The following is a 26280-nucleotide window of genomic DNA, read 5'->3' as shown; positions in this document are numbered from 1 at the left end:
ACCGTTGAGCGGGTAATTGGAGAGGATCGTGCGACGAGTTGAGCCGAACGCTATGCAGCGCCCTCAATATCGCGCTTTACACGGTTAACTTTCGTCAGCGGTGAGGCACGCTTTGCCGCTCTGGCTACCGATTCTCTGATGGTGTGAGCGCGAAAATTCGCTCTCCCGGCGTCCGGCCTCGCGTCCAGAATGAGCCATGGAACGAATTCGTTTCGTTCCCGTTTGACTGATTGAAAATTCCGATGTTCGCAATCGCACAATTCGGCTTTTGTGCGCTGCAGCGCATCCTAAATGGAGCGCATCCGTTTCAACCAATCCTAACCAGGGGACATAACACCATGGGCATTATCGGCTCGACCATCAAACCGTTCAAAGCGACCGCATTCAAGGCTGGCGAAGACTTCTATGACGTCACGCAGGAAGACATTGCCGGCAAGTGGGCAGTGTTCTTCTTCTACCCGGCCGACTTTACCTTCGTCTGCCCGACCGAGCTCGAAGACATGGGCGAAAAGTACGAGATGCTCCAGTCGATGGGTTTCGAGGTGTTCGGCGTTTCGACCGATACCCATTTCAGCCACAAGGCATGGCATGACACCTCCGACAAGATCGGCAAGATCAAGTTCCCGTTCCTCGGCGACCAGATGCACACGCTGGCGAACAATTTCGGCGTGCTGCGGGAAGACAGTGGTCTGGCCGACCGTGCGACCTTTGTCGTCGATCCCGATGGTGTGATCCAGATCATGGAAATCACCTGCGAAGGCGTCGGTCGCAATGCGAATGAGCTGACCCGCAAGATCAAGGCGGCCCAGTATGTGCGCGCCAACCCGGGTCAGGTCTGTCCGGCGGCATGGGAAGAAGGCAGCGACACGCTGGCTCCTTCGCTCGATCTCGTCGGCAAAATCTAAGCCATAAAGAACGGCAGCGCAGCACCCCCTCCCTCCGCTGCGCTGCCAAACGATCCCGAGCCAATCAGTTCGGGTCGCGAACGGGTCCGGCCCGCGTCCCTGCCCTCTCCCCCTCCCTCGGGCAGGACGTGAGCCGGACCCAATGCGCCCATTTTCGGGAGAACACCGCTTCTCCTGGCCAGCACATTCAAGAGACCGATCATGCTCGATGCCAACATGCAAACCCAGCTCAAGCAATATCTCGCCAATCTGCGCGAGCCGATCGAGCTTGTCGCATCGCTCGATGACAACGAGAAATCGTCGCAGACGCGCGAACTGCTGGGCGAGATCGCCGAGCTGCACGAGATGGTAAGCGCGCGGTTCGACGGCACGCATGATCGCACGCCCAGCTTCATCATCCGCCGCGCAAGCGATGCGGATAAATGGGTGCGCTTTGCGGGCCTTCCCATGGGACACGAATTTACGTCGCTGGTGCTCGCACTGCTATGGGCCGGCGGTCATCCTCCAAAGGTGGATGCCGACCTCATCGAACAGGTCCGCGCTCTGGAGGGCGATTACGAGTTCGAAATGTTCTTCTCGCTGTCGTGCCACAATTGCCCGGACGTGGTGCAGGCACTCACGCTGATGGCGCTCGAAAACACCCACATCACCGCAACCCTGATCGAAGGCGGGACCTTCCAGCAGGAAGTCGAGGATCGCGGCGTGCTCGCCGTTCCGGCGACCTTCCTGAACGGGACAAGCTTCTTCAACGGCAAGATGGAGCTCGCCGAAATCCTGTCGAAGCTCGATAGCGGCGCAGACGACAAGGCGGCGGAAAAGCTTTCCGCCAAGGATCCGTTCGAAGTGCTCATTATCGGTGGCGGTCCTGCGGGCGCCGCTTCCGCGGTTTACACCGCGCGCAAGGGCTTTCGCACCGGCATCGCGGCGGAGCGGTTCGGTGGTCAGTTGCAGGACACGCTGGGGATCGAGAACCTGCCGGGCACAAGCTATACCGAAGGCCCCAAGCTTTCCGACGACCTCAAAAAGCAGGTCGCGGCAAACGAGATCGACCTCATGGACCTCGCACGTGCGACCCAGCTGAAGCCTGCGGGCGAAGCAGGCGGAATGCACGAAGTGACGATGGCTAATGGCGCGGTGCTCAGGGCCCGCTCGCTGATCCTTTCGACCGGCGCGCGTTGGCGCAACCTCGGCGTCCCCGGTGAGGCAGAATACCGCAACAAGGGTGTCGCCTATTGCCCGCACTGCGACGGCCCGCTGTTCAAAGGCAAACGGATCGCGGTGATCGGCGGCGGGAATTCGGGCGTCGAGGCGGCAATCGACCTCGCCAAGATCGTCGGCCATGTCACCTTGATCGAATTCGATGAGAAATTGCGCGCCGATGAGGTGCTCCAGCGCAAATTGCGCTCACTCTCCAATGTCGAAATCATCATCAGCGGTCAGACCACCGAGATCACCGGCGACGGAACGCGCGTCAGCGGCCTGGTGGTAAAGGACCGGGAAAGCGGCGACGAACGCCGGATCGAGCTGGAAGGCGTGTTCGTCCAGATCGGCCTTGTCCCCAACACCGAATGGCTCGCCGATAGCGGAATCGAGCTGTCGCAATATGGCGAGATCATCGTCGACGCGTCCGGCGCGACCAACCTGCCCGGCATCTATGCGGCGGGCGATGCGACCACGGTAAAAGACAAGCAGATCGTGGTCGCGATGGGGACCGGCGCGACGGCGGGGCTCGGCGCTTTCGATTACCTGATCCGCAACGAGCCGGTCGAAGACATCGCTCAAGCGGCGTAGTTTGTTTTTCGAAGGCGCATCCGCGCCTTGGTGGGCCTTTGGCCCGTCTGCGACTCCCTCGCTAGACGCGCATCAGAGCTGCGCCCGCTACGGACGGCCGGTCGGCCTTGCGACGTCTCCCGCGTCGGACCTGTCCCAATTTCCCGTCATTGCGAGGCGACCCAGTCGCCGTGGCAATCCAGAGCCGCGTCAGGCTTGGCTCTGGATCGCTTCGCTGCGCCCCCGGTGCCAAACCATCATTGATCGTCTAATCCAATCAATCTTCGCGTTTTAATCGATTGGACTGATTAGCGGCAAAGGATCATTCTCTTGTCACGTCGCTCGGATATCTGCCGAGTCTCACGCATAAGAGGAGAGATTTTCATGGACGCTAAAACCGGTGAAATGAGTGGGTGCCCCTTCCATGGCGATAGCCAGATGCGCACGCTGCTGGGCCGTACCAACAAGGATTGGTGGCCGGAGGCAACGCAGCTCGACATTCTGACCGAGCAAGGCAAGAGCGCCAATCCTTACGGCGAGGACTTCGATTACGCCGAAGCGTTCAACGCGATCGATTACAAGGCGCTGAAGGAAGACCTTACCGCGCTGATGACCGACAGCCAGGACTGGTGGCCGGCGGATTACGGCCATTACGGTCCGTTCTTCATTCGCATGGCATGGCACGCAGCCGGCACCTATCGCACCGGCGACGGGCGCGGCGGCGCAGGCACCGGGCAGCAGCGTTTTGCGCCGCTCAATTCCTGGCCCGACAACGGCAACCTCGACAAGGCTCGCCGCCTTCTCTGGCCGATCAAGCAGAAGTACGGCAAAAATATCAGCTGGGCCGACCTGTTCATCCTCACCGGCAATGTCGCGATTGAAAGCATGGGCGGCCCGGTCTTCGGCTTCGGCGGGGGACGCAAGGATGTGTTCGAGCCGGAGAGCGTTTACTGGGGCACCGAGGAGCAGTGGGTGAACGAAGGCGTTGCCACCCGCATCCAGCCCAAGGAAGGCATGGCGCTCGAAAATCCGCTGGCTGCGATCCAGATGGGCCTCATTTACGTCAACCCGGAAGGCCCAGGCGGCAATCCCGACCCGCTCGAAAGCGCCCGCGACATGCGCGAGACCTTCGCCCGTATGGCGATGAATGACGAGGAAACCGTCGCGCTTACCGCCGGCGGTCACGCTTTCGGCAAGGCGCACGGCGCCGAGCCTGCCGACACCTTCGGCGGTTCACCCGAGAGCGAAGCGCTGGAGCTGCAGGGCTTCGGCTGGCTCAATGATGAAGACGAGATCGGCAAGGGCCACATCACGACCTCCGGCATCGAAGGGTCGTGGTCGAACAATCCGACCTCGTGGAGCCACGATTACTTCCGCATCCTGTTCAAGTATGACTTCGAACTGGTCAAGAGCCCGGCCGGCGCACAGCAGTGGACACCGATCAATCCCGATGAAGCGGACATGGCACCGGATGCACGCGATCCTTCGAAAAAGGTTCCGACCATGATGACCACCGCCGACATGGCGCTGAAGATGGATCCGGAATATCGCAAGATCTCCGAACGCTTCCTCGAAAACCCGGAGCAGTTGGATGACGCCTTCGCGCGCGCATGGTTCAAACTGTGTCACCGCGATATGGGGCCAAAGGTCCGCTATCTCGGCCCAGAGGTGCCGAACGAAGAGCTGATCTGGCAGGATCCGATTCCTGCCGGGACCGTGCCTTCGGGCGGTGCTGTTTCCGACTTCAAGGCGAAGGTTCTCGATAGCGGCCTCACCGTTTCGCAGCTCGTGAAAGCGGCATGGGCCTCGGCCTCGACCTATCGCAACTCGGACCACCGCGGCGGTGCGAACGGCGCGCATATCCGCTTCGATGCGATGAAGAATTGGGCGGCCAATGATCCCGACGAGCTGGGCACCGTCCTCTCCAAGCTCGACGAACTGCGCGGCGACATCTCGATGGCCGATGCCATCGTCCTCGGCGGCGCAGCAGCGGTCGAGAAAGCGGCGAAGGACGCTGGCTACGATGTCAGCGTCAAGGTCACCACCGGGCGCGGTGACGCACACGAAGACCAGTTCGATGCCGAAAGCTTCGAGCCGCTTGAGCCGTTCGCCGATGGATTCCGCAACTACCTCAAGACGAAGGCGAACGTCCGCACAGAGGACATGCTGATCGACAAGGCGCACCTGCTGGGCCTCTCGATCCCGGAACTGACCGTGCTGGTCGGCGGGATGCGGGCACTCGGCGCGAACAGCGGAAACACCAGCCACGGTGTCTTCACCGACCGCGTCGGCCAGCTGACACCAGATTTCTTCACCAACCTGCTCGACATGGGCACGAAGTGGGAAATCGTCGACGGCAGCGGTGACGAGGAATATGTCGGCAGCGACCGCAAGACCGGCGAGGAGAAGTACCGCGCGACGCGCACCGACCTGATCTTCGGATCAAACTCGCAGCTGCGCGCTCAGGCGGAAGTCTATGCCGAAGCCGGGAGCGAGGAGAAGTTCGTAAAAGACTTCGTCGCCGCCTGGACCAAGGTCATGGACGCTGATCGCTTCGACCTCAGCTACGCGAAGTACCACGCCTGAAGCGCCCTCCCGACTTCAGACTGACAGAGCCCCCGGCAGCGCAAGCTCGCCGGGGGCTTATTCTTTGGCGCGAGCTGACCGTGACAGCCCCCTTTCAAACAACTCTATTGCATTTAGCTGCATATGCATCTATTGTATGGGTATGAACGATTCGTACGCCATGATTGCCTCGCAGTGCCATATGCTCGCGGCGCGCTCACGTGCCAGGAAGCTTACGGCTGTCTACGAGGCCGCCTTCGCCCCCCTCGACCTCACCGGCGGGCAATTCTCGACCCTAGTCGCCGTCGCCCAATCAGATGGTCCCGCTATCCGCGACTTGGCCGAGTATCTTGTTATGGATCGCACCACGATGTCGCGAGCACTGCGACCGCTCGAGAGGCGCGGGCTGATCGAATTGCAACCGGATCCCGACGACCTGCGCAGCAAAAGCGTCGTGATAACGCCCGAGGGTAGCGCGCTGCTCGATCGGGCCATCCCCTTGTGGCGACAGGCACAGAATTCAATCGAGGAGTAATAGCAATGTCCCAACACAGTACTTCACAAACGGATATAGATGCATATGCATCTTACGTCGCAAAGCAAAGCCCGGACGAGAGGCTCGCAGAGCGCGGCGGCTGGATTCTCGGCATAGCGTTCACGCTGTACTCCGCGCTTGTCACTTACCTAGCGGCGATTGGCTTCTTCGCCAGCATCGATGTGCGCTTTTTCGCAGCCACAGTTGTCGCCACAATGGCAGCGCTAACGATTTCATATTTCACCGTCCCGTCTATCCGAGCCTTCGTGGAACGCCTCGGTCCGTATGGCCTCGCCACGTTCCACATCTGGCGGATCGGCGCTGCGCTCGGCTTTCTTTATTATGGGTCTCAGGGCTGGCTGCCTGACATTTTCGTAAGCCTCGCCGGTTGGGGCGATATGCTCGCCGGTGTGCTGGCGGCGATCGTAATCATCCTCCCGCGATCGCCCAGGCTTGTTGCCGGAATGCACATAATCGGCTTTGCCGACTTCATAGTTGCAGTCGGGACGGGTCTCACCCTGCAATTGCTTGCGGTCCCGGCGATGGCGAACATCGCGCTCCTGCCGATCGCACTCATCCCGCTGGTCGGAGTGCCGCTGTCGGGCGCATCACATATCGCGGCCTTTCACCTGATTTGGAAGCAGAGGCAAGGCCAATAGCGCGCCAGTCCATCGGAACAAATGCTGAGGCTCCGGCAATGATCTGCCGGAGCCTCAATTGCGGACGCCTGGTGAAATCCGGCCGGAGTCTTTGGCGATGCGACCCTCGCGTCATTTAGCAGTGTTAGATCTTTGATGATTCAGGATCAGGCTAGCGCCGACGTTTCAGCACGAGATAAAGAGCGCCCTCGCCGCCATGGCGGATATGGGCGCGGCGCACGGCCGCAATGCTATCTGCATGGTGGCTCGCGGCGAGCCAATCGAGCAACTTTGCACGGATCGCGCCGCGCCTGCTGCTGCGATCTGCCGGATCGACCGGACGCTCCCGTCCGGCGATCACGAGCACGAGCCGAGCATCCATCGCGCGCGCTTGGTCGAGCCCGCTGACAATCCGGTCATACGCGGTGTCGAGCGTGTGGCCGTGCAGATCGAGCGTGTAATCGGGCGCGATCTGTCCCGCCTTCAGGCGCCGGTTCCAGTGCGAATCGAGTTCGGATGGAAACACCCGGCCCGTTGAACGCTGCGATGGCGGTGAAGGATGCGATGCGACAGGCGCACGCGGTGGACGTTTCGGAGGGAGAGGTGCCGGTGCAGGCTGCACGGTCGAAGATGTGAGCGTTGCCTTCACGGCAGGCTTGGCGACAGCGGGAACTTTGCGACCGGCGAGCGGCGTGACGCTTTGCGCCAGCCGAGCCCATGCCTGCTGCTCTTCGCTGCTCAGCCCCCGCGGAAAGCTCATGGGGCCCGGCGCAGACGCTCGGCGCTCACTTTCGGCAGCAGGACCAGCGCTTCGCCGCGCCCGCTCATGCCGCCCGCGATCGTGCGGGCGTCATCACCGGCGCCCCAGAACGTGTCGAACCGGTTCGCGCCCTTGATCGCGCCGCCGGTATCCTGCGCGATCCAGAGCCCGTCCGCCACATCGCGGTCGAGATCGAGATAGACGGGCGCGCCGTAGGGCACGAATTTGGGATCCACTGCCACGGCGTTGCGCGCGCGCACCGGCACCCCGATCGAGCCAAGCGGCCCCTCGCCATCGAGCTCACGGAAGAACACCCAGCTTTCATTCTCCCGCATGATCGCTGCGCCCTCGCGCGGATTGTCACGCAGATATTGCATGATCCCCTGCATGCTGGTTTCATAGCCTGTGTCGCTACCAATAAGCCCGCGCTGACGCATAACGCGCCCGATGCCGGTATAGCCGTGCCCGTTCTGCCCGGCATAACCGATGCGGATGACCTCGCCGGTGTTGGTCACGAGGCGACCGGAACCCTGAATCTGCAGGAAGAAGAATTCCACCGGATCACTCGCATAGGCGAGCACCGGTGCGCTGCCATCGAGCGCGCCCGCCTCGATCTCGGCGCGGGTGTAGTGAGGCACGCAGCTGCCGCTGGCCGTCCGGCGGGAAAGCGGTGCGCGCCCGGTTCGCTCGCTTTGCGGAATGTCGTCGCGCCAGCAGCGCTCTAGATCGCGGGGAACGCCGTAGACCGGCACATCGGTTGGCGAGCGGCGCGTGCGGCTGCCTTCGATCTGCGGCTCGAAATAGCCGGTGGCAAACGCTCGGCCATCGCCGACGCGCACGGGGGTAAACTGGGTTGCGAAGAACTGCGCGGCGCGCACGCGCGGCCAGCTCGCCGCCGCACGGCAGGGCTCCTGCCAATCCGATGGCTGCGTCAGTCCGGACGTGTCCGCACGCCGGGTCGCAATCGGACAGGACAACAGAAACGCATCGAGGTCCGCCGCAGCGTCGACCGAGCTGATGCTGTTGAGAAGAAGCGGGGAAAGCGCGAACGCACCCATCTGGACGGCAGTGCTCCCCGAATAGGCGGGAGCGGCGGTTGCGGGCGCACTTTGCACAGGCGCGCTGGGAGCCGGTGCCGGAAGGCTCGTGACCGGCGGCGCGGCATCGGGGATCACCCGTCCGCAACCGGCCAGCACAAGCAGGAAAGCCAATGCCGAACCGATGCGCATGTTCTTTTCCTATGATTGGCGGGCAGCGCCCAGGCTGCGATCAGCCTTCGTCGGTTTCGTCGAGCACCCAGTTCGGATCGCGCGCACCGACATTGCGCGAGAAAGTCCAGACATCGCGGCTTTCGATCGCATCGTCGAGCGAACCGGCCACCACGTTGCCGTCCTTGTCGCGCGTCACGGCAGCGATGTCCGCCACGAACAGCATCGCAATGCGCGCCATGCGGCCATCCATCGATGCCGAGTGGACGCGGGTCTCCTCGACCCTGATGAGCTTGTTATCGAGCGTGTGCCCGGCTTCTTCGCGGGCGTCGATCGCCGCGCTGAAACCTGCATAAACATCGTCGTCGCACAATTCGCGAAGCGTTTCGCGGTCGCCGGTCCAGAACGCCTCAAGGATCATTTCGTAGGCGCCCTTTGCGCCCTCAATGAAATTGGTGAGGTCGAAACCGCGGTCAGCCTCGCCAATTTCGCGGATCCCGCGTTCGACTGCCGGCATTACGCCTTCCAGCTCGACCACGCGCTGCGGCGCCGCGGGAGCGACGCCTTGCGGCTGCTGAGGTTTCGGCTGGGCATTCTCACCGGCATCGAAACGCTGCGGAATCGATTCTTCCTCGTGCTCGGCGCGGCGGCCCAGCACGGAATACAACCGAAGCCCCAGAAATGCGGCGATCATGGCGAGAATGATGATTTCTAAAATCACAATATTGGGTCCGATTACCTTTGCAGCCGGTTTCCCGGCCCTGTCATCTTCAGGATATATGATCAGGCATTAACCTCGCCTTTTCACATCTCCGGGCTCTCCGAGATTCTCCCGAAAAACGTTACGTGCCTTAAATAGGCATCAATTACAATTCGCCAACGGGCAATAGGTTGCACTTCCTTGCCATTTTGGCGAGTTTCGTCCGGTTGCTTGCACGTCCTGCGCCTGCTAGGCGCGCGCCGCAACAGATTTCGAAGCGTGGGGCGGTGGTTCGACGCCGAATTCCAAAGATTACTTACCTTTTTGCGAAAGACACAGACACCATGGCCGACGAAGGCGACATCCTCACCAATCTCGACAACCAGAACGCGGGCGCGAACGGCGCCGACAACCAGCCGAGCGCCGCGATCATCACGCAATACGTGAAAGACCTGTCGGTCGAAAACCCCAACGCTCCTTCCGTCTACCAATGGAAAGAGCAGCCGAAGATCGATGTGCAGTTCAACATCGGTGCCGAAGCGCAGAGCGATGAGGTCCATGAGGTCACGCTGAAAATCAACATTTCAGCCACCGGCGCGGAAGGCACCGCGTATCTGATCGAGCTCGATTATTGCGGCCTTGTCGGCATTCGCAACGTGCCGGATGAGCAGGCGCACGCATTCCTGTTTGCAGAGGCACCGCGCATCCTCTTCCCGTTTGCGCGCCGGGTCATTGCCGATGCCGTTCGCGATGCCGGTTTTGCGCCGCTGATGGTCGATCCGATCGATTTCAACGGTCTCTACATCCAGCAGCTTCAGCAGCGCCGCCAGCAGGAAGGCGCAGAGGGCGCCGCGCCGCCTGCTGAAGGCAACGCTTAAACACGCAGACGGCGGGCCTGACGCATGAGCCTGCTTAAAAACGTCGGGACGATCGGCGGGCTGACGGCGGTCAGCCGCGTCTTCGGTTTCGTGCGCGACATCCTGATCGCGCGCGCGCTTGGCGCGACCGCCATGGGCGATGCGTGGCAGCTCGCCTTCATGCTACCCAATATATTCCGCCGGCTGTTTGCCGAAGGAGCCTTTGCGAGTGCTTTCGTGCCGCTGTTCAATCGGCGGATGACGAAAGACGGCGACATGGCGCAGGCAGAGAAATTCGCAACCTCCGTGCTCGCCGTGTTGCTGCCGATCCTGATCGTCTTTGGCGGCATCGCCCTTATCGCAATGCCATGGGTCATTGAATTCTTCGCGCCGGAGGGACTCGCCGATGAAGGCGGCAATCTGGAGATCGCGGTCTTCATGGGGCGGGTCACATTCCCGTACCTCCTCTTCATGAGCATCGCGACGCTGATTGCCGCTGTGCTAAACTCACTTTCCCGCTTTGCAGCGGCAGCCGCGGCGCCAATCCTGCTCAATATCTGTCTCATCGGGGCGCTGGCATATGGGCTGACGCTGGGCGGCGATCTCGAAGCGCGCCGCATCACCGCGCAGGCGATGGCCTGGGCGCTGTCTCTCTCCGGGCTCTTGCAGGTCGTCTGGCTTGGCTTCTTCATGCGCCGTGCGGGCTTTCGCCTGTCACTCGCTTTCCCGCGGATCACGCCGGGCGTCAAAGAGCTGGGCGTTCTGGTGGTCCCGGCGATCTTCGGCGCAGGGGTGTATCAGATCAGCCGGTTCGTCGACCTGTTCTTCCTCTCAACCCTGCCCGTCGGCAGCTACACCTACTTGCAGATGGCCGACCGCTGGAATCAGCTGCCGCTCGGCATTATCGGGATCGCGCTCGGCACCGCGATCCTGCCCGCCTTGTCACGCTATCTCGGGCGGGAGGAAAATGAGGAAGCCGCGCGCCTTCAATCGAACGCGATCGAGCTTGCCATGCTGTTGACGATCCCGTGCGCGGTGGCACTGTTTTTCACCGGCACCGCTTTCGTGCGTGTCTTCATGGCCGGCCAGGCTTTCACCCAAGAGGATGCTTCCGTCACCGGAATGGTCGTGCAGGGCCTCGTTCTGGGACTGCCCGCTTACGTCCTCGTCAAAGTGCTGACGCCCAATTTCTTCGCGCGCAAGGATACGCGCACCCCGGTGGTTACCGCGGCAATTTCGCTGGTGGTGACGATCGGGCTCAATATTCTGCTCGTCCCGCGCATCGGAGTGACCGGCCTTGCGATCGCGGGGGCTGTCGGCGCCTGGTGCAACATCCTGCTGCTGGGAGGCATCCTCCATGCGAAACGGTTCTACCGCATCGAGCCGCGTCTGATCGGGCGAGTGGCGCGCATCGCGATAGCTGCCGCGGCAATGGGCGCGGCGCTGTATTTCCTCATGCAAAGGATCGATCCCTGGTTCACCGGCAGCGTTGCTCAGAAAGCGGCCGGGATCGCAGCGATACTTGCCACCGGTGCGATAACCTATGGTGCCGGCACGGTGGTGCTCGGCGTACTCGACAAGGCGACATTTCGGCGCCTGATGCGCCGCCAAGGCTAGCGCAGCGGCGCGCTTGTGCTATGTCGCTCGGCGATGGCAAGACGATTCTTCTCGACCGGTTCGGCCCCGCTGCGTTTTGCAGTCCGCGGGCGGGCGGCTTGGCGATGGCTGGAGCGCTCATAGGCAGAGCCACAAGCACCGGCCTGTTCGCCAGGCCCATCCCATTACAAGAAAGAGTATTTCCATGAGAGTCGTCTCCGGCATCCAGCCCACGGGCAAGCCGCATCTTGGCAATTACCTCGGCGCGATCGTCAACTACGTGAAGCTGCAGGACGAAGCGCATGCCTTGGGCGGGGAGTGCTTCATCTTCCTCGCCGATCTCCATGCGATTTCACAGCCGCACGATCCTGCCGAGCTTACCACCAACACCCGCGAAATGGTGGCAACGCTTGTGGCGTGCGGCGTCGATCCGTCCAAGACGGTCCTGTTTAACCAGGCGCAGGTTCCCGCGCATGCCGAACTGCAATGGCTGCTGAACGGCACCGCGCGCATGGGCTGGCTGGGCCGGATGACGCAGTGGAAGGACAAGGCGGGCAAGAACCGCGAAGGCCAGTCGGTCGCGCTCTTCACCTATCCGGTGCTGCAGGCCGCCGACGTCCTTCTCTACCAGGCGACGCATGTGCCTGTGGGCGAGGACCAGAAACAGCACATCGAACTCACCCGCGACATCGCGCAGAAATTCAACACCGATTTCTGCGCTGAGGATGCGCCTGTCTTCACCATTCCTGAGGTTTACACGCCGCCCACCGCCGCGCGCATCATGAGCCTGCGCGACGGCACCGCCAAGATGAGCAAGTCGGACCCTTCCGAGATGAGCCGCATCAGCCTCACCGACGATCCCGACACGATCATGAAGAAGGTTAAGAAAGCCAAGACCGACCCCGAACCGCTTCCGAGCGAGGCCCAGGGGCTGGAAGGCCGCGCGGAGGCACAGAACCTCGTCGGAATATTCAGCGCGCTGACGGGACGCAGCGTCGATGAAGTGCTCGCCGACCATGGCGGCGAAGGCTTCGGCGCGTTCAAGCCTGCGCTTGGCGAAGTACTCGTGGAGACGCTCAGTCCGATCAATGCGCGCTTCATGGAGCTCAAAGGCGATCAGGAATCGCTCGATGCAATCCTCGCCCGCGGCGCCGCCCAAGCGCGCGAGCACGGCCTGCCCACGCTCGACAAGGCATATAAGGCTTTGGGTCTCGTGCGCGGCTGAATGCCTTCTGGCTGCGTTCAAACGCGGTTCAGACCAATGCTTTACAGTCGCCGCACTCAGTGACAGATTAACGTTTGAGGTCAGGTTCCGCCCTGCGGAATTAAGCGAGGGGACCGCGCGGCTTCACTGGTGGACATATTTGTTACGTGATCAATCAATAGGGTACGTTATGACAAAACCTCTCAAGACCACCGCTGCGCGGCTAGCACTGCCTCTGCTGCTTGCAGCCGGGCTGTCGGCCTGCGCGCCGTCTTTCAAGGCCGATGTATCTCGCTTCGCAACGACGCTGCCCGCGCCTGAGGGTCAGACCTTTGCTGTCGTGGCCGAGGATCCGCAGCTCGCTGGCGGCCTGGAATTCGGGCTTTATGCCGACCTCGTCGCTGCCGAAATGGCGCGGCTTGGTTACCGCGAAGCCGCTTCGCCTGAGAATGCAAACCTGCTGGTGCGCTTCGATTACGGTGTCGACAACGGGCGCGAGCGCATTCGCAGCACCGGCGGCTTTGGCGCGGCTGGATTTTACGATCCGTTCTTTGGACCATGGGGCCGGGGTTATGGCTTCCGACGCGGTTTTGCGTTCGGGTTCCATGACCCGTTCCTCGCCGGTCCGCAGGTACGTAGCTACACCGTCTATGTCAGCGACATCGATCTGAAGATCGATTCGGCTGCCACGGGCGAGCGTTTATTCGAAGGACAGGCGCAGGCTGCATCGCGATCGAACCGTCTGCAACAGCTGGTGCCGAATCTGGTCGAAGCCTTGTTCACTGATTTCCCTGGCAATTCCGGCGAAACGCTGCGGATCACGATCAAGGAAGACGAAAAGATCGTGCGCCAGGTCGATTAATCGGCTAAGTTGCAATCCTTACAACCCTTGGATGGGAACGAAGGGGCGGCGCAAGGGATCAGCGTCGCCCCTTTTTGATTCTTGCAAAGTTTCTCGGCTAGACTGGCTCGATGTCGATTATCCTCGTTTCTTCTGGCGCAATTCTTCTATCTGTCTCGCTCGGTCAGAGCGAAAGCAGTAGACCTGAACCCATCTCTCCCGAGCAGTGGATGCAGCCCAGCGACTTCGTTTGCCCCTTCTCAGGTTGTCGAGACGAAGGTGAGGTCGAATTCGAAGCCATTATCGCTGCCGATGGCCGAGTGGTTTCATGCCGGATACTGCAAAGCAGCGGAAGCGACCTGTTCGATAAGCAAACATGCCGCGTTCTCATCGGAAGAGCGCGCTTCGAACCCGCCCGTGATGCTAGAGGCAACAAGGTTGAAGGCAGCTTTCGCTCGACTGTAAAATGGAACGTGCCAGAAGTTGCCTCCGAGCCCGATAAGCCTAAAAGCTAAAGCTTCGCGTGGCCGCCGGTCGAACCGAACCCGCCTTCGCCGCGCTCGGTCGCGTCCAGCTCGGCGACCTCGTTCCACGCGGCCTGGGTAACCGGGGCGAGAACCAGCTGGGCGACGCGGTCTCCGCGGGCGATCGCGAACGCCTCCGCACCGTGATTGATCAGGAGCACCTTGAGCTCGCCGCGATAATCGCTGTCGATCGTGCCCGGCGTGTTGGGCACCGTTATGCCGTGCTTGAATGCGAGCCCCGAACGCGGGCGCACCTGGATTTCATAGCCGTGCGGGATCGCGACGGAGAGGCCGGTCGCAACAGCATGGCGAGCGCCGGGATCGATGGTGACGTCCTCGGCCGACACGATATCCATGCCTGCGGAGCCGCTCGTCGCGTAAGCCGGTAGCTCCAGCCCTTCGCCGTGCGGCAGACGCTTGACCTGAACCGGGACTGCCGCGCTTGTCTGGTCGCCTTCTGCGCCGACCTGCCGCGCGCTCATTCGGCAGCCTCGGCCTGCAACGAAGCGGCAATCCGCTCCGCCAGAGCCATGGCAACGGCGCTTTTCGGCATCTCGTCGAGGCTTTCGACCCCGTTGGCGCTGACGATATGCACGCGGTTGTCATCGCCGCCCATCACATCGCCCGACACATCGTTCGCGACGATCCAGTCGGCGGCCTTGCGCTTGCGCTTTGCCTTCGCGTTGGCGAGCACATCGTCGGTTTCGGCGGCGAAGCCGATGACGAGTTCGGGGCGACCCTTACCGCTCGCGATATTGGTGAGAATGTCCGGGTTTTCGGTCAACATCAGCGCAGGCGGTGCCGATCCGCGTTTCTTGATCTTTTCGCCGATATATTCCTTGGGCCGCCAATCGGCGACCGCAGCAACCATCACCGCGACATCGGCGGGCATGGCCTGCTTGACCGCCTTGTTCATGTCTTCGGCGCTTTCGACATCGATCCGCTCGACCCCCGCAGGCGTCTTGAGCGCGACTGGCCCGGCAATCAGCGTGACCTTTGCGCCCAGCGCCGCTGCGGCGGCAGCGATGGCAAAGCCCTGTTTACCGCTCGAACGGTTGGCAAGATAACGCACCGGATCGAGCGCTTCCCAGGTCGGACCGGCGGTCACGAGGACATGGCGTCCATCGAGCGGCCGGTAGCCCGCATCGACATCGAAGCCCGCGCCGCCAAGCGCATCGCCTTCGGCAATTTCGATTTCGCCAGTGGCAGCCGGTGCCGCGTCGGGAATGCGTTCGGGCGCAGCCTTCCGATCGTCCACTTCGTGGTTGATCGCGCTCAGATCGATCGGCGGTGCGGCGCCTGCTGCGCCTTTCTTGGCCAGCAGCGGCCCGCCGAGATCGGGATTGAATTCCGGCGTTCCCCCTTCGGTCAGGTCGGCGAGTTCTTCTTCGCTCAACTCTTCTTCGGCCAGATCTTCCTCGCCGAATTCGCTTTCGATCTGTTCGTCGATTTCGGCATATTCCGCCTCGAGATCGTCATGCGAGCGCTTGGCGGTGGAGCGCGGGATTATCCGGGCTAGCAAGCCGCCGAGGCCGGATGGCGCGCTGTCTTCCTCTTCCGCCTCTTCAGGTTCGAGCGCTTCGACTTCGTACTCTTCATCACCCGCTTCGACTTGATGATCGTTGGCAGGGATTGGCGCAGGCTCTTCCTCGACCTCGATACCGAAATGCGCGGCGATCTCGCGCCAGATCGCTTCGGGTTCCGGCAGGCGGCCGTAGCCGAATTCACCGCAGGCCATCGGGCCTTCGTCGGGATGCAGCACGTTGACCCCGGCCTTCTGCAGCAGGTCGAGATTACGCTGCGTCGCCTCGTGCTCCCACATCCGTACATTCATCGCCGGGACCGCCATGACAGGCTTGTCGGTTGCGAGGATCAGCGTGGTCGCAAGATCGTCCGCGATGCCGGCCGCCATTTTCGCCATCAGGTCAGCGGTTGCCGGACACACGACAACCAGATCGGCCTCGCGGCTCAGCTGGATATGTCCCATCTCCGCTTCGTTCTTGAGGTCGAAGAGGCTGGTGTAGACCTGGTTTTCGCTGAGCGCCGCAAGCGACATCGGGGTGACGAATTGCTGCCCGCCTTTGGTCACAACGCAGGTAACATCGCCCCCACCCTTGCGAATAAGGCGGACGAGTTCGCACGATTTGTAGGCAGCGATCCCGCCGCCCACGACCAAAAGCACTTTGGGAGGCGCCTCGCTCACTGCGCAGCACCCGCAAGATTGATGTCTGAAAGGCCGATCGAGCCGGTCATGTGCGTGTATTTCTCCAAAGACGCAGGGCCACCGCCCGAACGATTACGCGAAGCAGCCTAGCTGTGCATCCATGATCAGCCAAGACCATACGCTAACTCGCACAGTGCCATGGGACACAATGGTTAATTTTTCTTGAGCTCAACTGTATTTCCGCGGGCAAGCGGACAGTGGTTCAGCCGATCCAGCCCATGCTCATCCCGCCCCAGACCGCGCCGGCCCCAACGGCGATAGCGAGCAGGTAGCCAAACCACGATCGGCCGCGGCGTTCGCTGCGGTCCGTCATCAGTTTGATATCGGGCAGTGGCGGGGGCTCGGGCGCGCCACCTTTGGGAGGGAATTTTTCCTCCAGCCTACGGATAAGGCCCGGAAGGCGCAGCAGCGTTTCGGTATCTTCCTTGATCCGGTCGGCCACGGCGGCTTCCGGCCCCAATTCGTCGCGAATCCAGCTGCGGACATAGGGCGCAGCCGTGTCCCACATATTGATGTCGGGATTGAGCTGCGTGGCGATCCCTTCGACCATTACCATGGTTTTCTGCAGCAGCAGCAGGTGCGGCTGGGTCTGCATGTCGAAATCGCGGGTGATGGCGAACAACCCGTCGAGCATTTGCCCGACGCTCAGCTCCTTCACCGGCTTGCCCCGCATCGGTTCGCCCACCGCGCGCAGAGCTGTCGCGAATTCGCCGACCGAGTGGTAGCTCGGCACATATTGCGCCTCGAAATGAATTTCGGCGACGCGTTTGTAATTGCCTGTCGTCAGGCCGTAGAGAATTTCCGCGAGCCATTGCCGCGCGCGCCGATCGATCCGGCCCATGATCCCGAAATCGATGGCGACAATGGTGCCGTCATCCTCCACGAACAGGTTCCCCTGATGCATGTCGGCGTGGAAGAAACCGGCGCTGATCGCCTGTGTCAGGAAGCTGATCACGAGCTTTTCCGCGAGCGCATTCAGATCGTGCCCACGCGCGATAAGTTCATCGCGCTTCGATATCTTGACTCCATCGACCCACTCGACCGTCAGCACCCGGCCATTGGTGCGGTCCCAATCGATCGCCGGGATGCGGTATCCGCCGACCCCCGACATCTCTTCGGCAAGCTCCGATGCGGACGCTGCCTCGCGCCTCAGATCGAGTTCGGAATTGGTCCAGCGCTTGAAATTCGCGATAGTCAGCCGAGGGCGGAGGCGCGCCGCTTCGCCGCCCATTTCCTCGACATGCGCCGCGGCCCATTCGTAGGTCTGGATATCGCGCGCGAATTTCTCGCGAATGCCCGGACGCAGCACCTTGATAGCCACCGTGTGTCCGTCGGTGGTGATGCCCTTGTGCACCTGCGCGATTGAAGCCGCGCCCACCGGCACCGGGTCGATTTCGGCAAAGAGCGTCTCGATCGGCTGATCGAAACTCGCCTCGATCGAAGCCTTGATCTCGCCGAAAGGTACCGGCGGCAGGCTGTCCTGCAGGCTGAGCAGATTTTCCGCCGCCTCTTCGCCGACCAGATCGGGCCGCGTGGCGAGCGATTGGCCGAGCTTGATCGCGGCAGGTCCGATTGCGCGGAATGCCTCGCCATAATCGCGGGTGCCGTTCTTGCTCGTAAAGGTCGCCCACCGCGCAAGCTTCACCAGGCGCCGTAGCTGGGAGGGCGCATTCGGATCCTCCTCGATCCCCACGAGCGCGCGGCGGCGCGCCAGCGTAACGCCCCAACGGGCAAGGCGAGAAAGGTGAGTGACGGGAGAGGTCATGGATGTAGTGCGCCTGAAGCCGCGAGCGGTTCCAGCCTTGCTATCCTTATATCTTCCAGCCGGAATGGATCGCGACCGCTCCGCCTAGGATCGGCTCGACGCGGGTGTTGGTGAAGCCGGCGTCCCGGATCATGCTTTCGAATTCGGGCATCGTCGGAAATTTTCGGATCGATTCAACCAGGTAGCGGTACGAATCGGCGTCACCCGCAATCGCCTGGCCCATGCGCGGCAGCAACTTGTCCGAATAGACGTCGTACACTTCCCTGAAGCCCGACCATTCGGTGGTCGAAAATTCCATGCAGTAAAACCGCCCGCCGGGCCGCAGCACGCGGTGCGCTTCGGAAAGGGCCTTGTCCTTGTAGGTCACATTGCGGATGCCGAAAACGATCGTGTAGGCATCGAAGCTGTTCGAGGCGAAGCTGACGTCTTCGGCGTTCTGGCAGGTGAACACCAGGCTGCCGGTTTCATCGCTTTCGGTGCGCTCCATCGCGCGCTCCGCGCCGACATCCAGCATGTCCTGATTTATATCGGCGACGGTGATATCCGCGCCGCGGTCCGCCATGCGAAACGCGATGTCGCCGGTGCCGCCGGCCATGTCGAGGATCTGTTCGCCCGGCTGCGGCTTCACTCTTTTGACGAAGCGATCCTTCCACCCGCGGTGCATCCCGATCGACATCGCATCGTTCATGATGTCGTATTTGCGCGCGACGCTGCTGAACACTTCGCCCACGCGCCGGGTCTTTTCCTGCGGAGTGACGTTTTCGTAACCGAAGGAGACGGTGTCTTCTGATGTTTCGCTCATGCGGAGTGCCCTAGATGGAATTGCCGGTTCGGCAAAGGGTGTTAGAGCGCATCACGCGAAGTTGTCGCATTGCCTCGCGCAGAAGGATGACGTTGCGACTGATTATGGAACGAGAATGCCCGAGCTACCTGAAGTCGAAACCACAGTCCGTGGGCTTGCCCGGTTCCTCGATGGAGAGCGGATTACCCGCGTCCAGCTGAACCGCCCGGATTTGCGCCGCCCCTTCCCGCCCGATCTGGTGCAGGTGATGACGGGCGCCCGCGTCACGCACCTGTCACGGCGCGCGAAATACGGATTGATGCATCTCGACCGCGGCTCGGCGATGATCTTTCATCTCGGCATGAGCGGGCGCTGGCGCATCGATCCGGAGAAGCCCGACACCCACGACCATCTGCTGCTCGAAACCGAGGGGCACCGTTTTGCCCTGTGCGATCCCCGCCGGTTCGGCTCGGTCGACTTGATCGCCGAGGGAGATCTCGACGCATGGCCGCAATTCGCGGCCCTCGGGCCCGAGCCGCTCGGCCCCAACCTCACGCCCGAGCATTTGAAGGCCGCGCTGAAAGGCAAGGTGCAGAGCATCAAGCTGTGCCTGCTCGACCAGCGCGTGGTCGCAGGCTTGGGCAATATATATGTCTGCGAGGCGCTCTGGCGCGCGGGCATTCATCCGCGCAAGGCAGGCGGAAAGGTCACGAAACCGCAGCTCGCCAGGCTGGTGCCCGCAATAAAGGATGTGTTGGAGACCTCGATCCGGGATGGCGGATCATCGCTGCGCGACTACGCGCAGCCCGATGGAGAGCTGGGCTATTTCGCGACGCGCTTCGATGTGTATGGCCGCACGGGCGAACCATGCCGCCGCGAAGATGGCGGGACGATCCGCCGCATCGCACAGGGCGGGCGCAGCACATGGTACTGCGCCAAGTGTCAGAGGTGAGCGAATCCTTGACCTTCTCGGCCCACCGCCCTATGTCGCGCGCTTTCCGGCAGTTGGGGCGAATCCCCGGCGCCGATTTTCGAGCATTACCGATTTAGACATTCGGTCGCCCCGAGGCGGCCATCACAGAACGCGAGACAGACAAGAACATGGCCAATTCGCCGCAAGCCCGTAAGCGCATCCGCCGCAACGCACGCCGGACGGAAATCAACACCGCCCGCATGAGCCGCATTCGCGGTTTCGTGAAGAAGGTCGAAGCCGCTTGCGAAGCAGGCGACAAGAAAGCCGCTGCCGAAGCGCTCAAGGCCGCTCAGCCGGAAATGGCCCGCGGTGTCGCGCGCGGCGTGATGCACAAGAACACCGTTGCGCGGAAGATGTCGCGCCTTTCGAAGCGCGTCGCCGCGCTCTGATTCGCTTTTGGCGAACGGCGATTCGCCGATCGCGATACGTAAAATTACGTTAGGTCAGGTCATGAGGCCGCGCCGAATTGGCGCGGCCTTTTTCGTTTGCGACAAATGTGACAGCGGCTCGTTTCCCTAAGCCACGGAATCCCTGCGATTCGCGTTGTGGAAAAGGTGATTCTGTTTAGATATCAACAGCTTCAACGCAGCTCTGCGGGATAGCAGTGAGTCAACCGGAATATTTCAGTTTTTTTAAAATTCAGCGCTTGCACTGCGGGCCGATGCGCTATTTATTCATAACTCATCCGGGTCGGGACAGCTCGGGTCTTAACAATCTGGTCGATAGGGGGGACCCTGAAAACTGCGGTTTTCGGGGACGGGTAAACCATACCTATCGCTTGGTGATAATACACTCCGGATGCGGCTCCGGAGGCGGGACAGTATTGGGGAAGCGAAAGTGCATAATACCGATAAGGCGCGGGCCACGCGTCGGAAAGCAGACGACGATTTGATGGAAGATGCCGAAGCCGTAAACCTCGCTGCCGATTGGGCCGATATCAGCCAAGGGCTTCGCAAGGACCTGGGTCACCAATTGCACAGCCAGTGGATCAAGCCGATCCAGGTCGGCGTCATCGACAAGGAAACGGGCGTCCTCGATCTTTTCCTGCCGACCGAATTTTCGGCCAACTGGGTGAAGGATCGCTTTCACGATCGCCTGCAACTGGCGTGGAAGATCGCCCGCAGCGAAGTGCGCACCATCAACATTCAGGTTCATCCCGGCCGCCGGCAATTGCCGGAACTCCGGCTCGACAACAGCCGCCGCCCTGCCAACGATGGTGCGAGCGCGATCGCCGTCGCAGCGGGCACGATCGGCGATGCCGGTTTCACCAGCTCGGTCGGCCTCGATCCGTCACTGACTTTCGCAGCTTTCGTCACGGGTGAAGCTAATGTGCTCGCCTGCAACGCAGCGCAGCGCATGGCCGCAACCGAACAGCCACAATTCTCGCCGCTCTATCTCAAGGCCGCGACCGGCCAGGGCAAGACGCACCTACTGCACGCGATCGGCCATGCCTTCCTTCAGGCGCACCCGCGCGCGCGGATATTCTACTGCTCGGCAGAGCGCTTCATGGTCGAATTCGTCCAGGCGCTCAAAGCCAACCAGATGATGGAATTCAAGGCGCGCCTGCGCAGCTTCGATCTGCTGCTGGTCGACGATATCCAGTTCATCATCGGCAAGGCGAGCGCTCAGGAAGAGCTGCTTTACACGATCGACGCGCTGCTCGCCGAAGGCAAGCGGCTGGTCTTCGCCGCCGACCGCGCGCCTCAGGCACTGGACGGTGTCGAACCGCGCCTGCTCAGCCGCCTGTCGATGGGCCTCGTCGCGGACATCCAGGCCGCCGATATCGAGCTTCGCAAGAAAATCCTCGAATCCAAGCTGTCGCGCTTTGCCCCGCTTTCGGTGCCGGACGATGTGCTCGATTTCCTCGCCCGCACGATCACGCGCAATGTGCGCGAGCTGTGCGGCGGGCTGAACAAGCTGATCGCCTATGCGCAGCTGACGGGTCAGGAGGTTTCGCTGAACCTCGCCGAGGAACAACTCACCGATATCCTGTCGGCAAACCGCCGCCGGATCACGATCGACGAGATCCAGCGCACCGTCTGCCAGTTCTACCGGATCGACCGCAGCGAAATGTCGTCGAAGCGCCGCGCCCGCGCAGTCGTGCGGCCCCGCCAGGTTGCGATGTATCTATCCAAAGTGCTGACACCGCGTTCTTACCCGGAGATTGGCCGGAAATTCGGTGGCCGCGACCATTCGACGGTTATCCACGCCGTCCGCCTGATCGAGGATCTGCGTCAGCGTGACGCCGATATGGACGGTGATGTGCGGAGCCTTTTGCGCCAGCTCGAAAGTTAGACTTGGTTGGCGAACCCGCATCCGCGGGTTCGTCCTCGCTAGACGTGCAGCAAGCTGCACACGCTGCGGACGGCCTTGCAGGTGGCCTCCGGCCAGCTGCGTCTTCGACTACGCTTCCGGCCTTGCGGTTCCTGCGGAACCGATCAGGTCCATTCAGCCTCGACGCCATAGGTGTCGCAAGCGCGACCGCGCGTCCGCAACGACGCGACCTTCAGGTCGCAGGAGTGAGGAAAGCCGAGCGAACGGATGTTCGCGCTGGCGCGAACAATCATTCGACAGCTTGTGCACAGCCTGTAAACAGGCTTTCCATGAGCCTGCCCACACCTTTACCCACGGGCCGATTGGACCGGTTTGCCCGTCATATCGTGCTTCCCGAGATCGGCGGCGCGGGCCAGGTTGCGCTGACCGAGAAGCATGTGGCTGTCATCGGACTTGGCGGCATCGGCTCCCCTGCCCTGCAATATCTTGCTGCGAGCGGGATCGGGCGCTTCACGCTGGTCGACGACGACACGGTCGATGTAAGCAATCTGCAGCGCCAGACGATTTTCACGAACCGCGATATCGGCCACGGGAAAGCCACGAGCGCCCGCCGTTGGCTCGCCAATTTCGACGACGCGCTGGATGTGTCGATCTCGGATACGCGCATCTCACCAGCCAATGCCGGTGAGCTGATTGCTGGTGCGGACCTGGTGCTTGACGGCACCGACAATTTCGCGACCCGCCTCGCCGTGTCGGACGCCTGCGTCGCCGAGCGCACACCGCTGCTTTCTGCTGCCGTGGGCCGTTTTCAGGGCCAAGTCGGCGCGTTTGCGGGACATCTCGCCGACCAGCCCTGCTACCGCTGCTTCGTCGGCGATGCCTTCGACGCAGAGGATTGCGACACCTGCGCAGAAGACGGAATGCTCGGCGCGATGGCAGGATGGGCGGGAAGCTTCGCGGCATTGCAGGCGGTGCGCGCTCTGCTCAGCGGCGTAAGCGCATTCGGCGATCCGCAATATGGCAAGCTGCACATTCTCGACGGGCTGAAGCCGGGCCTCAGGACGCTCAATCTTTCGAAGGATCCTGAATGCAAGGGCTGCGGGTAAAACTGGCAGTGCCGAGCCGGTAGGTCGGCTCGGCGCATGTCCGCCTCAAGTCATCCGGCAACAGCGCGATAATCGGAACCTTGCGGGTATCTCAACCATTATTCCTTTGAAACAAAAGGAGATTTATCATGGCACTTCCCGTCGCCGCACTATCACTCGTAACGCTTGGCGCTGCCGCAGCCTTCGGTGGCACCCAATATTTGAAGGCGAAAAAGGCCAAGAAGACCGGCGAAGCAGGCCCCTTCGCAAACGACGAAACCGATCCGGTAGGTATCAAGATGGACTCGCCTTACGAAGACGATGCCGAACTTCCCGGCACCCGCCAGGAGCGAAAGAACCCGACCAAAGCACCGAAATCGCCGTCCAGAACTACTCGCAAGTCCAAGAGTACGGCTTCGGTCGACACACCGCACGTGTCAGAGAACGCCTGAGCGAAGACTTTACTGACCTAAGACTTCAGCGGCCCAGTCGGGAACAAGCGTTCCGGCTGGGCCGTGCCGTGCTTGGTGAAACATGTGCGTGCCCTCGCTCGGCTCCAGATTGAGCTCGAGTGTACGCGCACCTGCCAGACGGGCCTCCTGCACAAAACCTGCAGCGGGATAGACCGCACCGCTCGTGCCAATGCTGACGAACAGATCGGCATTCGAAAGCGCTGCGTAAATGCGCTCCATCTGGTACGGCATCTCACCGAACCACACGACGTCGGGGCGCAGGCTTGGTGCCTGGCAAATGGGGCATGGCGGCCGGTCGATCATCGGCCCCTCCCATGCACTGCGCATGCCGCAAGCGCCGCACAGTGCGCTCTTCAATTCGCCATGCATATGAAGCACGCGGCTTGATCCGCCCCGCTCGTGCAGGTCGTCCACGTTCTGAGTCACCAAAAGCAGGTCACCTTCGAACTCTCGCTCCAACCGGCCGAGCGCCTTGTGCGCAGGGTTTGGCTCGACCCGTGCCAGCGCCTCACGCCGCATGTCGTAAAAGCCGAGCACCAGATCGGGGTCGCGCGCGAACCCTTCAGGCGTGGCGACATCTTCGACCTTGTGCTGTTCCCACAGCCCTCCTGCCGAGCGGAACGTATCGATCCCGCTTTCGGCGGAAATTCCGGCCCCTGTGAGGATGACGATGCGTTCGATCTCTGCCATGATCCTATAAGAAACACGGCAACCGGTTGGGGATCAATGGCACAGTTTGGCGTTATCGGGCACAAGGGCCGCATGGGCCGCGCGATTATCGAGGCGATCGGGGAAGCAGGCCATGAATTTCGCGTCGGCGTCGATCTCGGCGGCGACCCCGCGCCGCTGCTGGGTCAGTGCGAGGTGGTGGTGGATTTCTCCTCTCCCGAAGCGCTCGAGCAGAACCTCAATTCGGCGAAGACTGCGGGCATTCCGATCCTGATCGGGACCACCGGCCTCGGCGAAGAGCACTTCATCATGCTGGCCGAGGCAGCCGAAAAGATCCCGGTCCTGCAGACGGGCAACACGTCGCTCGGCGTGACCTTGCTCGCGCATCTGGTGAAGGAAGCCGCATCACGGCTCGGGTCCGACTGGGATATCGAGGTGCTCGAGATGCACCACCGCATGAAAGTCGATGCCCCTTCCGGCACGGCAAAGCTGCTGGGCGAGGCGGCGGCGGACGCACGCGGTATCGACTTGTCGGACAATATGGAGAGCGGACGCCACGGACAGACCGGCGAACGGCGCGAAGGTGCGATCGGTTTTGCAACCTTGCGCGGCGGCACGGTGGCGGGCGAACACAGCGTCATCTTTGCCGGAGCTGAGGAGCGCTTGACACTGTCGCACACCGCCGAAAACCGCATGATCTTCGCCCGCGGCGCGGTGCGCGGGGCGAGCTGGCTGATCGGCAGGCAAGCGGGCCGTTATTCCATGAATGATGTGCTCGGTCTGGCCTGAGCGCCTTCGATTCCATGACCAAGGACCAGATTTTCGAATTCTTCCGCCGCCTGGCCGAAGACAATCCCGAGCCCGAAACCGAGCTGGAATACGGCAATGCCTATCAGCTGGTAGTGGCCGTGGCGTTATCCGCGCAGGCGACCGATGTCGGGGTGAACAAGGCGACTCGCGCGCTCTTCGCCAAGGTGGAAACGCCGCAGCAGATGCTCGATGTGGGGCTCGAGGGGCTGATCGGGCACATCAAGACGATTGGCCTGTTCAACTCCAAGGCGAAGAACGTGATCGCGCTCTCGCAATTGCTGATCGACGATTATGGCGGCGAGGTGCCGGACACGCGCGAGGACCTCGTGAGGCTGCCCGGCGTGGGCCGCAAGACCGCAAATGTCGTGCTCAATTGCTGGTTCAAGCAGGAGACGTTTGCGGTGGACACGCACATCCTGCGGGTCGGCAACCGCACGGGTCTGGCGAAAGGTAAGACGCCCGAGGCGGTCGAGGCGAAGCTGGAAAAGCGCGTGCCACAGCCCTTCCGCCTCCACGCGCATCACTGGCTGATCTTGCATGGCCGCTACATCTGCAAGGCGCGCACGCCGGAATGCTGGCGCTGCCCGGTGGTCGACCTGTGCAGCTTCCGCAAAAAGGTGCTGGAGAAGCCGAAGGGTCGCTAGGCTGGTATAAGGCGCTGTTCAGCTTGCCGGGCGCTTAGTGCCGGGACAGCGAGAGGAGACGTGTGATGATCCGATATCCATTCGTAATCGCAGGCGCAGCGGCGATCGCGGCCTGCGCCCCGGTCGAGCAGGATGGCCGCGCCGATCCCGCGCTTGCCGGACCACCTGTCAAAGTGCTCGGTGAGGCGGAAAACTGCATTCAGCGCTCGCAGATCCGGAACACGCGGGTGCGCAGCGATCAGGTGATCGATTTCGAAATGCGCGGCGGACGCGTGTTCAGAAGCGTGCTTCCGCGAAGCTGTCCAAGGCTCGGTTTCGAAGAGGCGTTCACCTACACGACTTCGATCAACCAGATCTGCAACACCGAGATTATCTACGTGCTCGAACAGATCGGCGGAGGCGCGCCCCGGCGCGGAGCAGGATGCGGGCTCGGCGAATTCGTGCCGGTTGAGTATGTCGAGGACGGTGAAGAGGAGTAA

General features: G+C 61.9%; 26 protein-coding genes. 18 read left to right on the top strand and 8 right to left on the bottom strand.

Features of this window, described 5'->3' with window-relative positions:
• Positions 1 to 338: 338 nt before the first annotated feature.
• The 5 genes from ahpC to IB285_RS00420 all read left to right on the top strand — a co-directional run bounded on the left by ahpC (position 339) and on the right by IB285_RS00420 (position 6434).
• On the top strand, positions 339 to 905 hold the full coding sequence (ahpC, locus tag IB285_RS00440; protein ID WP_190786331.1) for an alkyl hydroperoxide reductase subunit C: 567 nt from the start codon (positions 339 to 341) through the stop codon (positions 903 to 905).
• Between the two features lie 201 nt (positions 906 to 1106).
• Positions 1107 to 2696, top strand: a complete 1590-nt coding sequence (ahpF, locus tag IB285_RS00435) for an alkyl hydroperoxide reductase subunit F (protein ID WP_190786330.1) — start codon at positions 1107 to 1109, stop codon at positions 2694 to 2696.
• A gap of 363 nt (positions 2697 to 3059) precedes the next feature.
• Positions 3060 to 5261: a catalase/peroxidase HPI gene (gene katG / locus IB285_RS00430; protein ID WP_190786329.1), complete on the top strand. Its 2202-nt coding sequence runs from the start codon at positions 3060 to 3062 to the stop codon at positions 5259 to 5261.
• 142 nt (positions 5262 to 5403) lie between these two features.
• Complete coding sequence (locus IB285_RS00425; protein ID WP_190786328.1) at positions 5404 to 5775, top strand: MarR family winged helix-turn-helix transcriptional regulator; 372 nt, start codon at positions 5404 to 5406, stop codon at positions 5773 to 5775.
• Between the two features lie 5 nt (positions 5776 to 5780).
• On the top strand, positions 5781 to 6434 hold the full coding sequence (locus IB285_RS00420; protein ID WP_190786327.1) for a permease: 654 nt from the start codon (positions 5781 to 5783) through the stop codon (positions 6432 to 6434).
• A 151-nt stretch (positions 6435 to 6585) separates the two neighbouring features.
• Here the strand turns inward: IB285_RS00420 and IB285_RS00415 are convergent, their stop codons facing one another.
• Genes IB285_RS00415 through IB285_RS00405 form a run of 3 tightly spaced genes read right to left on the bottom strand, consistent with a single transcriptional unit; the run spans position 6586 to position 9102 of the window.
• Positions 6586 to 7173: a Smr/MutS family protein gene (locus IB285_RS00415; protein ID WP_190786326.1), complete on the bottom strand. Its 588-nt coding sequence runs from the start codon at positions 7171 to 7173 to the stop codon at positions 6586 to 6588.
• A complete protein-coding gene (gene mltA, locus IB285_RS00410; protein WP_190786325.1) occupies positions 7170 to 8402 on the bottom strand; it encodes a murein transglycosylase A in 1233 nt (410 codons plus the stop codon). The genes IB285_RS00415 and mltA overlap by 4 nt, the downstream gene beginning before the upstream one ends.
• A 40-nt stretch (positions 8403 to 8442) precedes the next feature.
• Positions 8443 to 9102: a Tim44/TimA family putative adaptor protein gene (locus IB285_RS00405; protein ID WP_190786324.1), complete on the bottom strand. Its 660-nt coding sequence runs from the start codon at positions 9100 to 9102 to the stop codon at positions 8443 to 8445.
• Between the two features lie 323 nt (positions 9103 to 9425).
• Between IB285_RS00405 and secB the strand changes: the two genes are divergently transcribed.
• The 5 genes from secB to IB285_RS00380 all read left to right on the top strand — a co-directional run bounded on the left by secB (position 9426) and on the right by IB285_RS00380 (position 14094).
• Entirely contained in the window at positions 9426 to 9959 is a 534-nt protein-coding gene (gene secB / locus IB285_RS00400; RefSeq protein WP_190786323.1) for a protein-export chaperone SecB, read from the top strand.
• Positions 9960 to 9983: 24 nt separating this feature from the next.
• Positions 9984 to 11555: a murein biosynthesis integral membrane protein MurJ gene (gene murJ / locus IB285_RS00395; protein WP_190786322.1), complete on the top strand. Its 1572-nt coding sequence runs from the start codon at positions 9984 to 9986 to the stop codon at positions 11553 to 11555.
• Between the two features lie 184 nt (positions 11556 to 11739).
• Positions 11740 to 12759 (top strand): tryptophan--tRNA ligase, encoded by a 1020-nt coding sequence (gene trpS / locus IB285_RS00390; protein ID WP_190786321.1) that lies wholly within the window; start codon positions 11740 to 11742, stop codon positions 12757 to 12759.
• A gap of 169 nt (positions 12760 to 12928) precedes the next feature.
• Positions 12929 to 13600: a DUF4136 domain-containing protein gene (locus IB285_RS00385; protein WP_190786320.1), complete on the top strand. Its 672-nt coding sequence runs from the start codon at positions 12929 to 12931 to the stop codon at positions 13598 to 13600.
• Positions 13601 to 13710: 110 nt separating this feature from the next.
• On the top strand, positions 13711 to 14094 hold the full coding sequence (locus IB285_RS00380) for an energy transducer TonB (RefSeq protein ID WP_190786319.1): 384 nt from the start codon (positions 13711 to 13713) through the stop codon (positions 14092 to 14094).
• Here IB285_RS00380 and dut read toward each other — a convergent pair.
• From dut to IB285_RS00360, 4 genes are all read right to left on the bottom strand, one after another.
• On the bottom strand, positions 14091 to 14585 hold the full coding sequence (gene dut / locus IB285_RS00375; protein WP_190786318.1) for a dUTP diphosphatase: 495 nt from the start codon (positions 14583 to 14585) through the stop codon (positions 14091 to 14093). The genes IB285_RS00380 and dut overlap by 4 nt on opposite strands.
• Positions 14582 to 16306, bottom strand: coding sequence for a bifunctional phosphopantothenoylcysteine decarboxylase/phosphopantothenate synthase (locus IB285_RS00370; protein ID WP_190786317.1), 1725 nt, complete (start codon positions 16304 to 16306; stop codon positions 14582 to 14584). The genes dut and IB285_RS00370 overlap by 4 nt, the downstream gene beginning before the upstream one ends.
• A gap of 223 nt (positions 16307 to 16529) precedes the next feature.
• Complete coding sequence (ubiB, locus tag IB285_RS00365) at positions 16530 to 18092, bottom strand: 2-polyprenylphenol 6-hydroxylase (protein WP_190786316.1); 1563 nt, start codon at positions 18090 to 18092, stop codon at positions 16530 to 16532.
• Positions 18093 to 18138: 46 nt separating this feature from the next.
• Entirely contained in the window at positions 18139 to 18894 is a 756-nt protein-coding gene (locus IB285_RS00360) for a class I SAM-dependent methyltransferase (RefSeq protein ID WP_190786315.1), read from the bottom strand.
• A gap of 115 nt (positions 18895 to 19009) precedes the next feature.
• Here IB285_RS00360 and mutM point away from each other — a divergent pair, with 115 nt between their 5' ends.
• The 5 genes from mutM (at position 19010) to IB285_RS00335 (ending at position 23657) form a co-directional block, all read left to right on the top strand.
• Complete coding sequence (gene mutM, locus IB285_RS00355; protein WP_190786314.1) at positions 19010 to 19825, top strand: bifunctional DNA-formamidopyrimidine glycosylase/DNA-(apurinic or apyrimidinic site) lyase; 816 nt, start codon at positions 19010 to 19012, stop codon at positions 19823 to 19825.
• Between the two features lie 149 nt (positions 19826 to 19974).
• On the top strand, positions 19975 to 20235 hold the full coding sequence (rpsT, locus tag IB285_RS00350; protein WP_190786313.1) for a 30S ribosomal protein S20: 261 nt from the start codon (positions 19975 to 19977) through the stop codon (positions 20233 to 20235).
• A 502-nt stretch (positions 20236 to 20737) separates the two neighbouring features.
• The gene (dnaA, locus tag IB285_RS00345) at positions 20738 to 22141 is read left to right on the top strand and encodes a chromosomal replication initiator protein DnaA (protein WP_190788913.1); all 1404 of its coding nucleotides are present in this window, start codon (positions 20738 to 20740) and stop codon (positions 22139 to 22141) included.
• A 308-nt stretch (positions 22142 to 22449) separates the two neighbouring features.
• Positions 22450 to 23226, top strand: coding sequence for a HesA/MoeB/ThiF family protein (locus IB285_RS00340; RefSeq protein ID WP_190786312.1), 777 nt, complete (start codon positions 22450 to 22452; stop codon positions 23224 to 23226).
• A 128-nt stretch (positions 23227 to 23354) separates the two neighbouring features.
• Complete coding sequence (locus tag IB285_RS00335) at positions 23355 to 23657, top strand: hypothetical protein (protein ID WP_190786311.1); 303 nt, start codon at positions 23355 to 23357, stop codon at positions 23655 to 23657.
• A 9-nt stretch (positions 23658 to 23666) separates the two neighbouring features.
• Here the strand turns inward: IB285_RS00335 and IB285_RS00330 are convergent, their stop codons facing one another.
• Entirely contained in the window at positions 23667 to 24368 is a 702-nt protein-coding gene (locus tag IB285_RS00330; RefSeq protein WP_190786310.1) for an NAD-dependent deacylase, read from the bottom strand.
• 36 nt (positions 24369 to 24404) lie between these two features.
• Here IB285_RS00330 and dapB point away from each other — a divergent pair, with 36 nt between their 5' ends.
• The 3 genes from dapB to IB285_RS00315 all read left to right on the top strand — a co-directional run bounded on the left by dapB (position 24405) and on the right by IB285_RS00315 (position 26280).
• Positions 24405 to 25136, top strand: coding sequence for a 4-hydroxy-tetrahydrodipicolinate reductase (gene dapB / locus IB285_RS00325; protein ID WP_190786309.1), 732 nt, complete (start codon positions 24405 to 24407; stop codon positions 25134 to 25136).
• A 14-nt stretch (positions 25137 to 25150) separates the two neighbouring features.
• The gene (gene nth, locus IB285_RS00320; RefSeq protein WP_190786308.1) at positions 25151 to 25801 is read left to right on the top strand and encodes an endonuclease III; all 651 of its coding nucleotides are present in this window, start codon (positions 25151 to 25153) and stop codon (positions 25799 to 25801) included.
• A 65-nt stretch (positions 25802 to 25866) separates the two neighbouring features.
• Complete coding sequence (locus tag IB285_RS00315) at positions 25867 to 26280, top strand: hypothetical protein (protein WP_190786307.1); 414 nt, start codon at positions 25867 to 25869, stop codon at positions 26278 to 26280.

This window comes from Erythrobacter rubeus, from assembly GCF_014705715.1.
GTDB classification, from domain to species: domain Bacteria; phylum Pseudomonadota; class Alphaproteobacteria; order Sphingomonadales; family Sphingomonadaceae; genus Erythrobacter; species Erythrobacter rubeus.
This window is presented reverse-complemented; position numbering and strand designations above follow the sequence as displayed.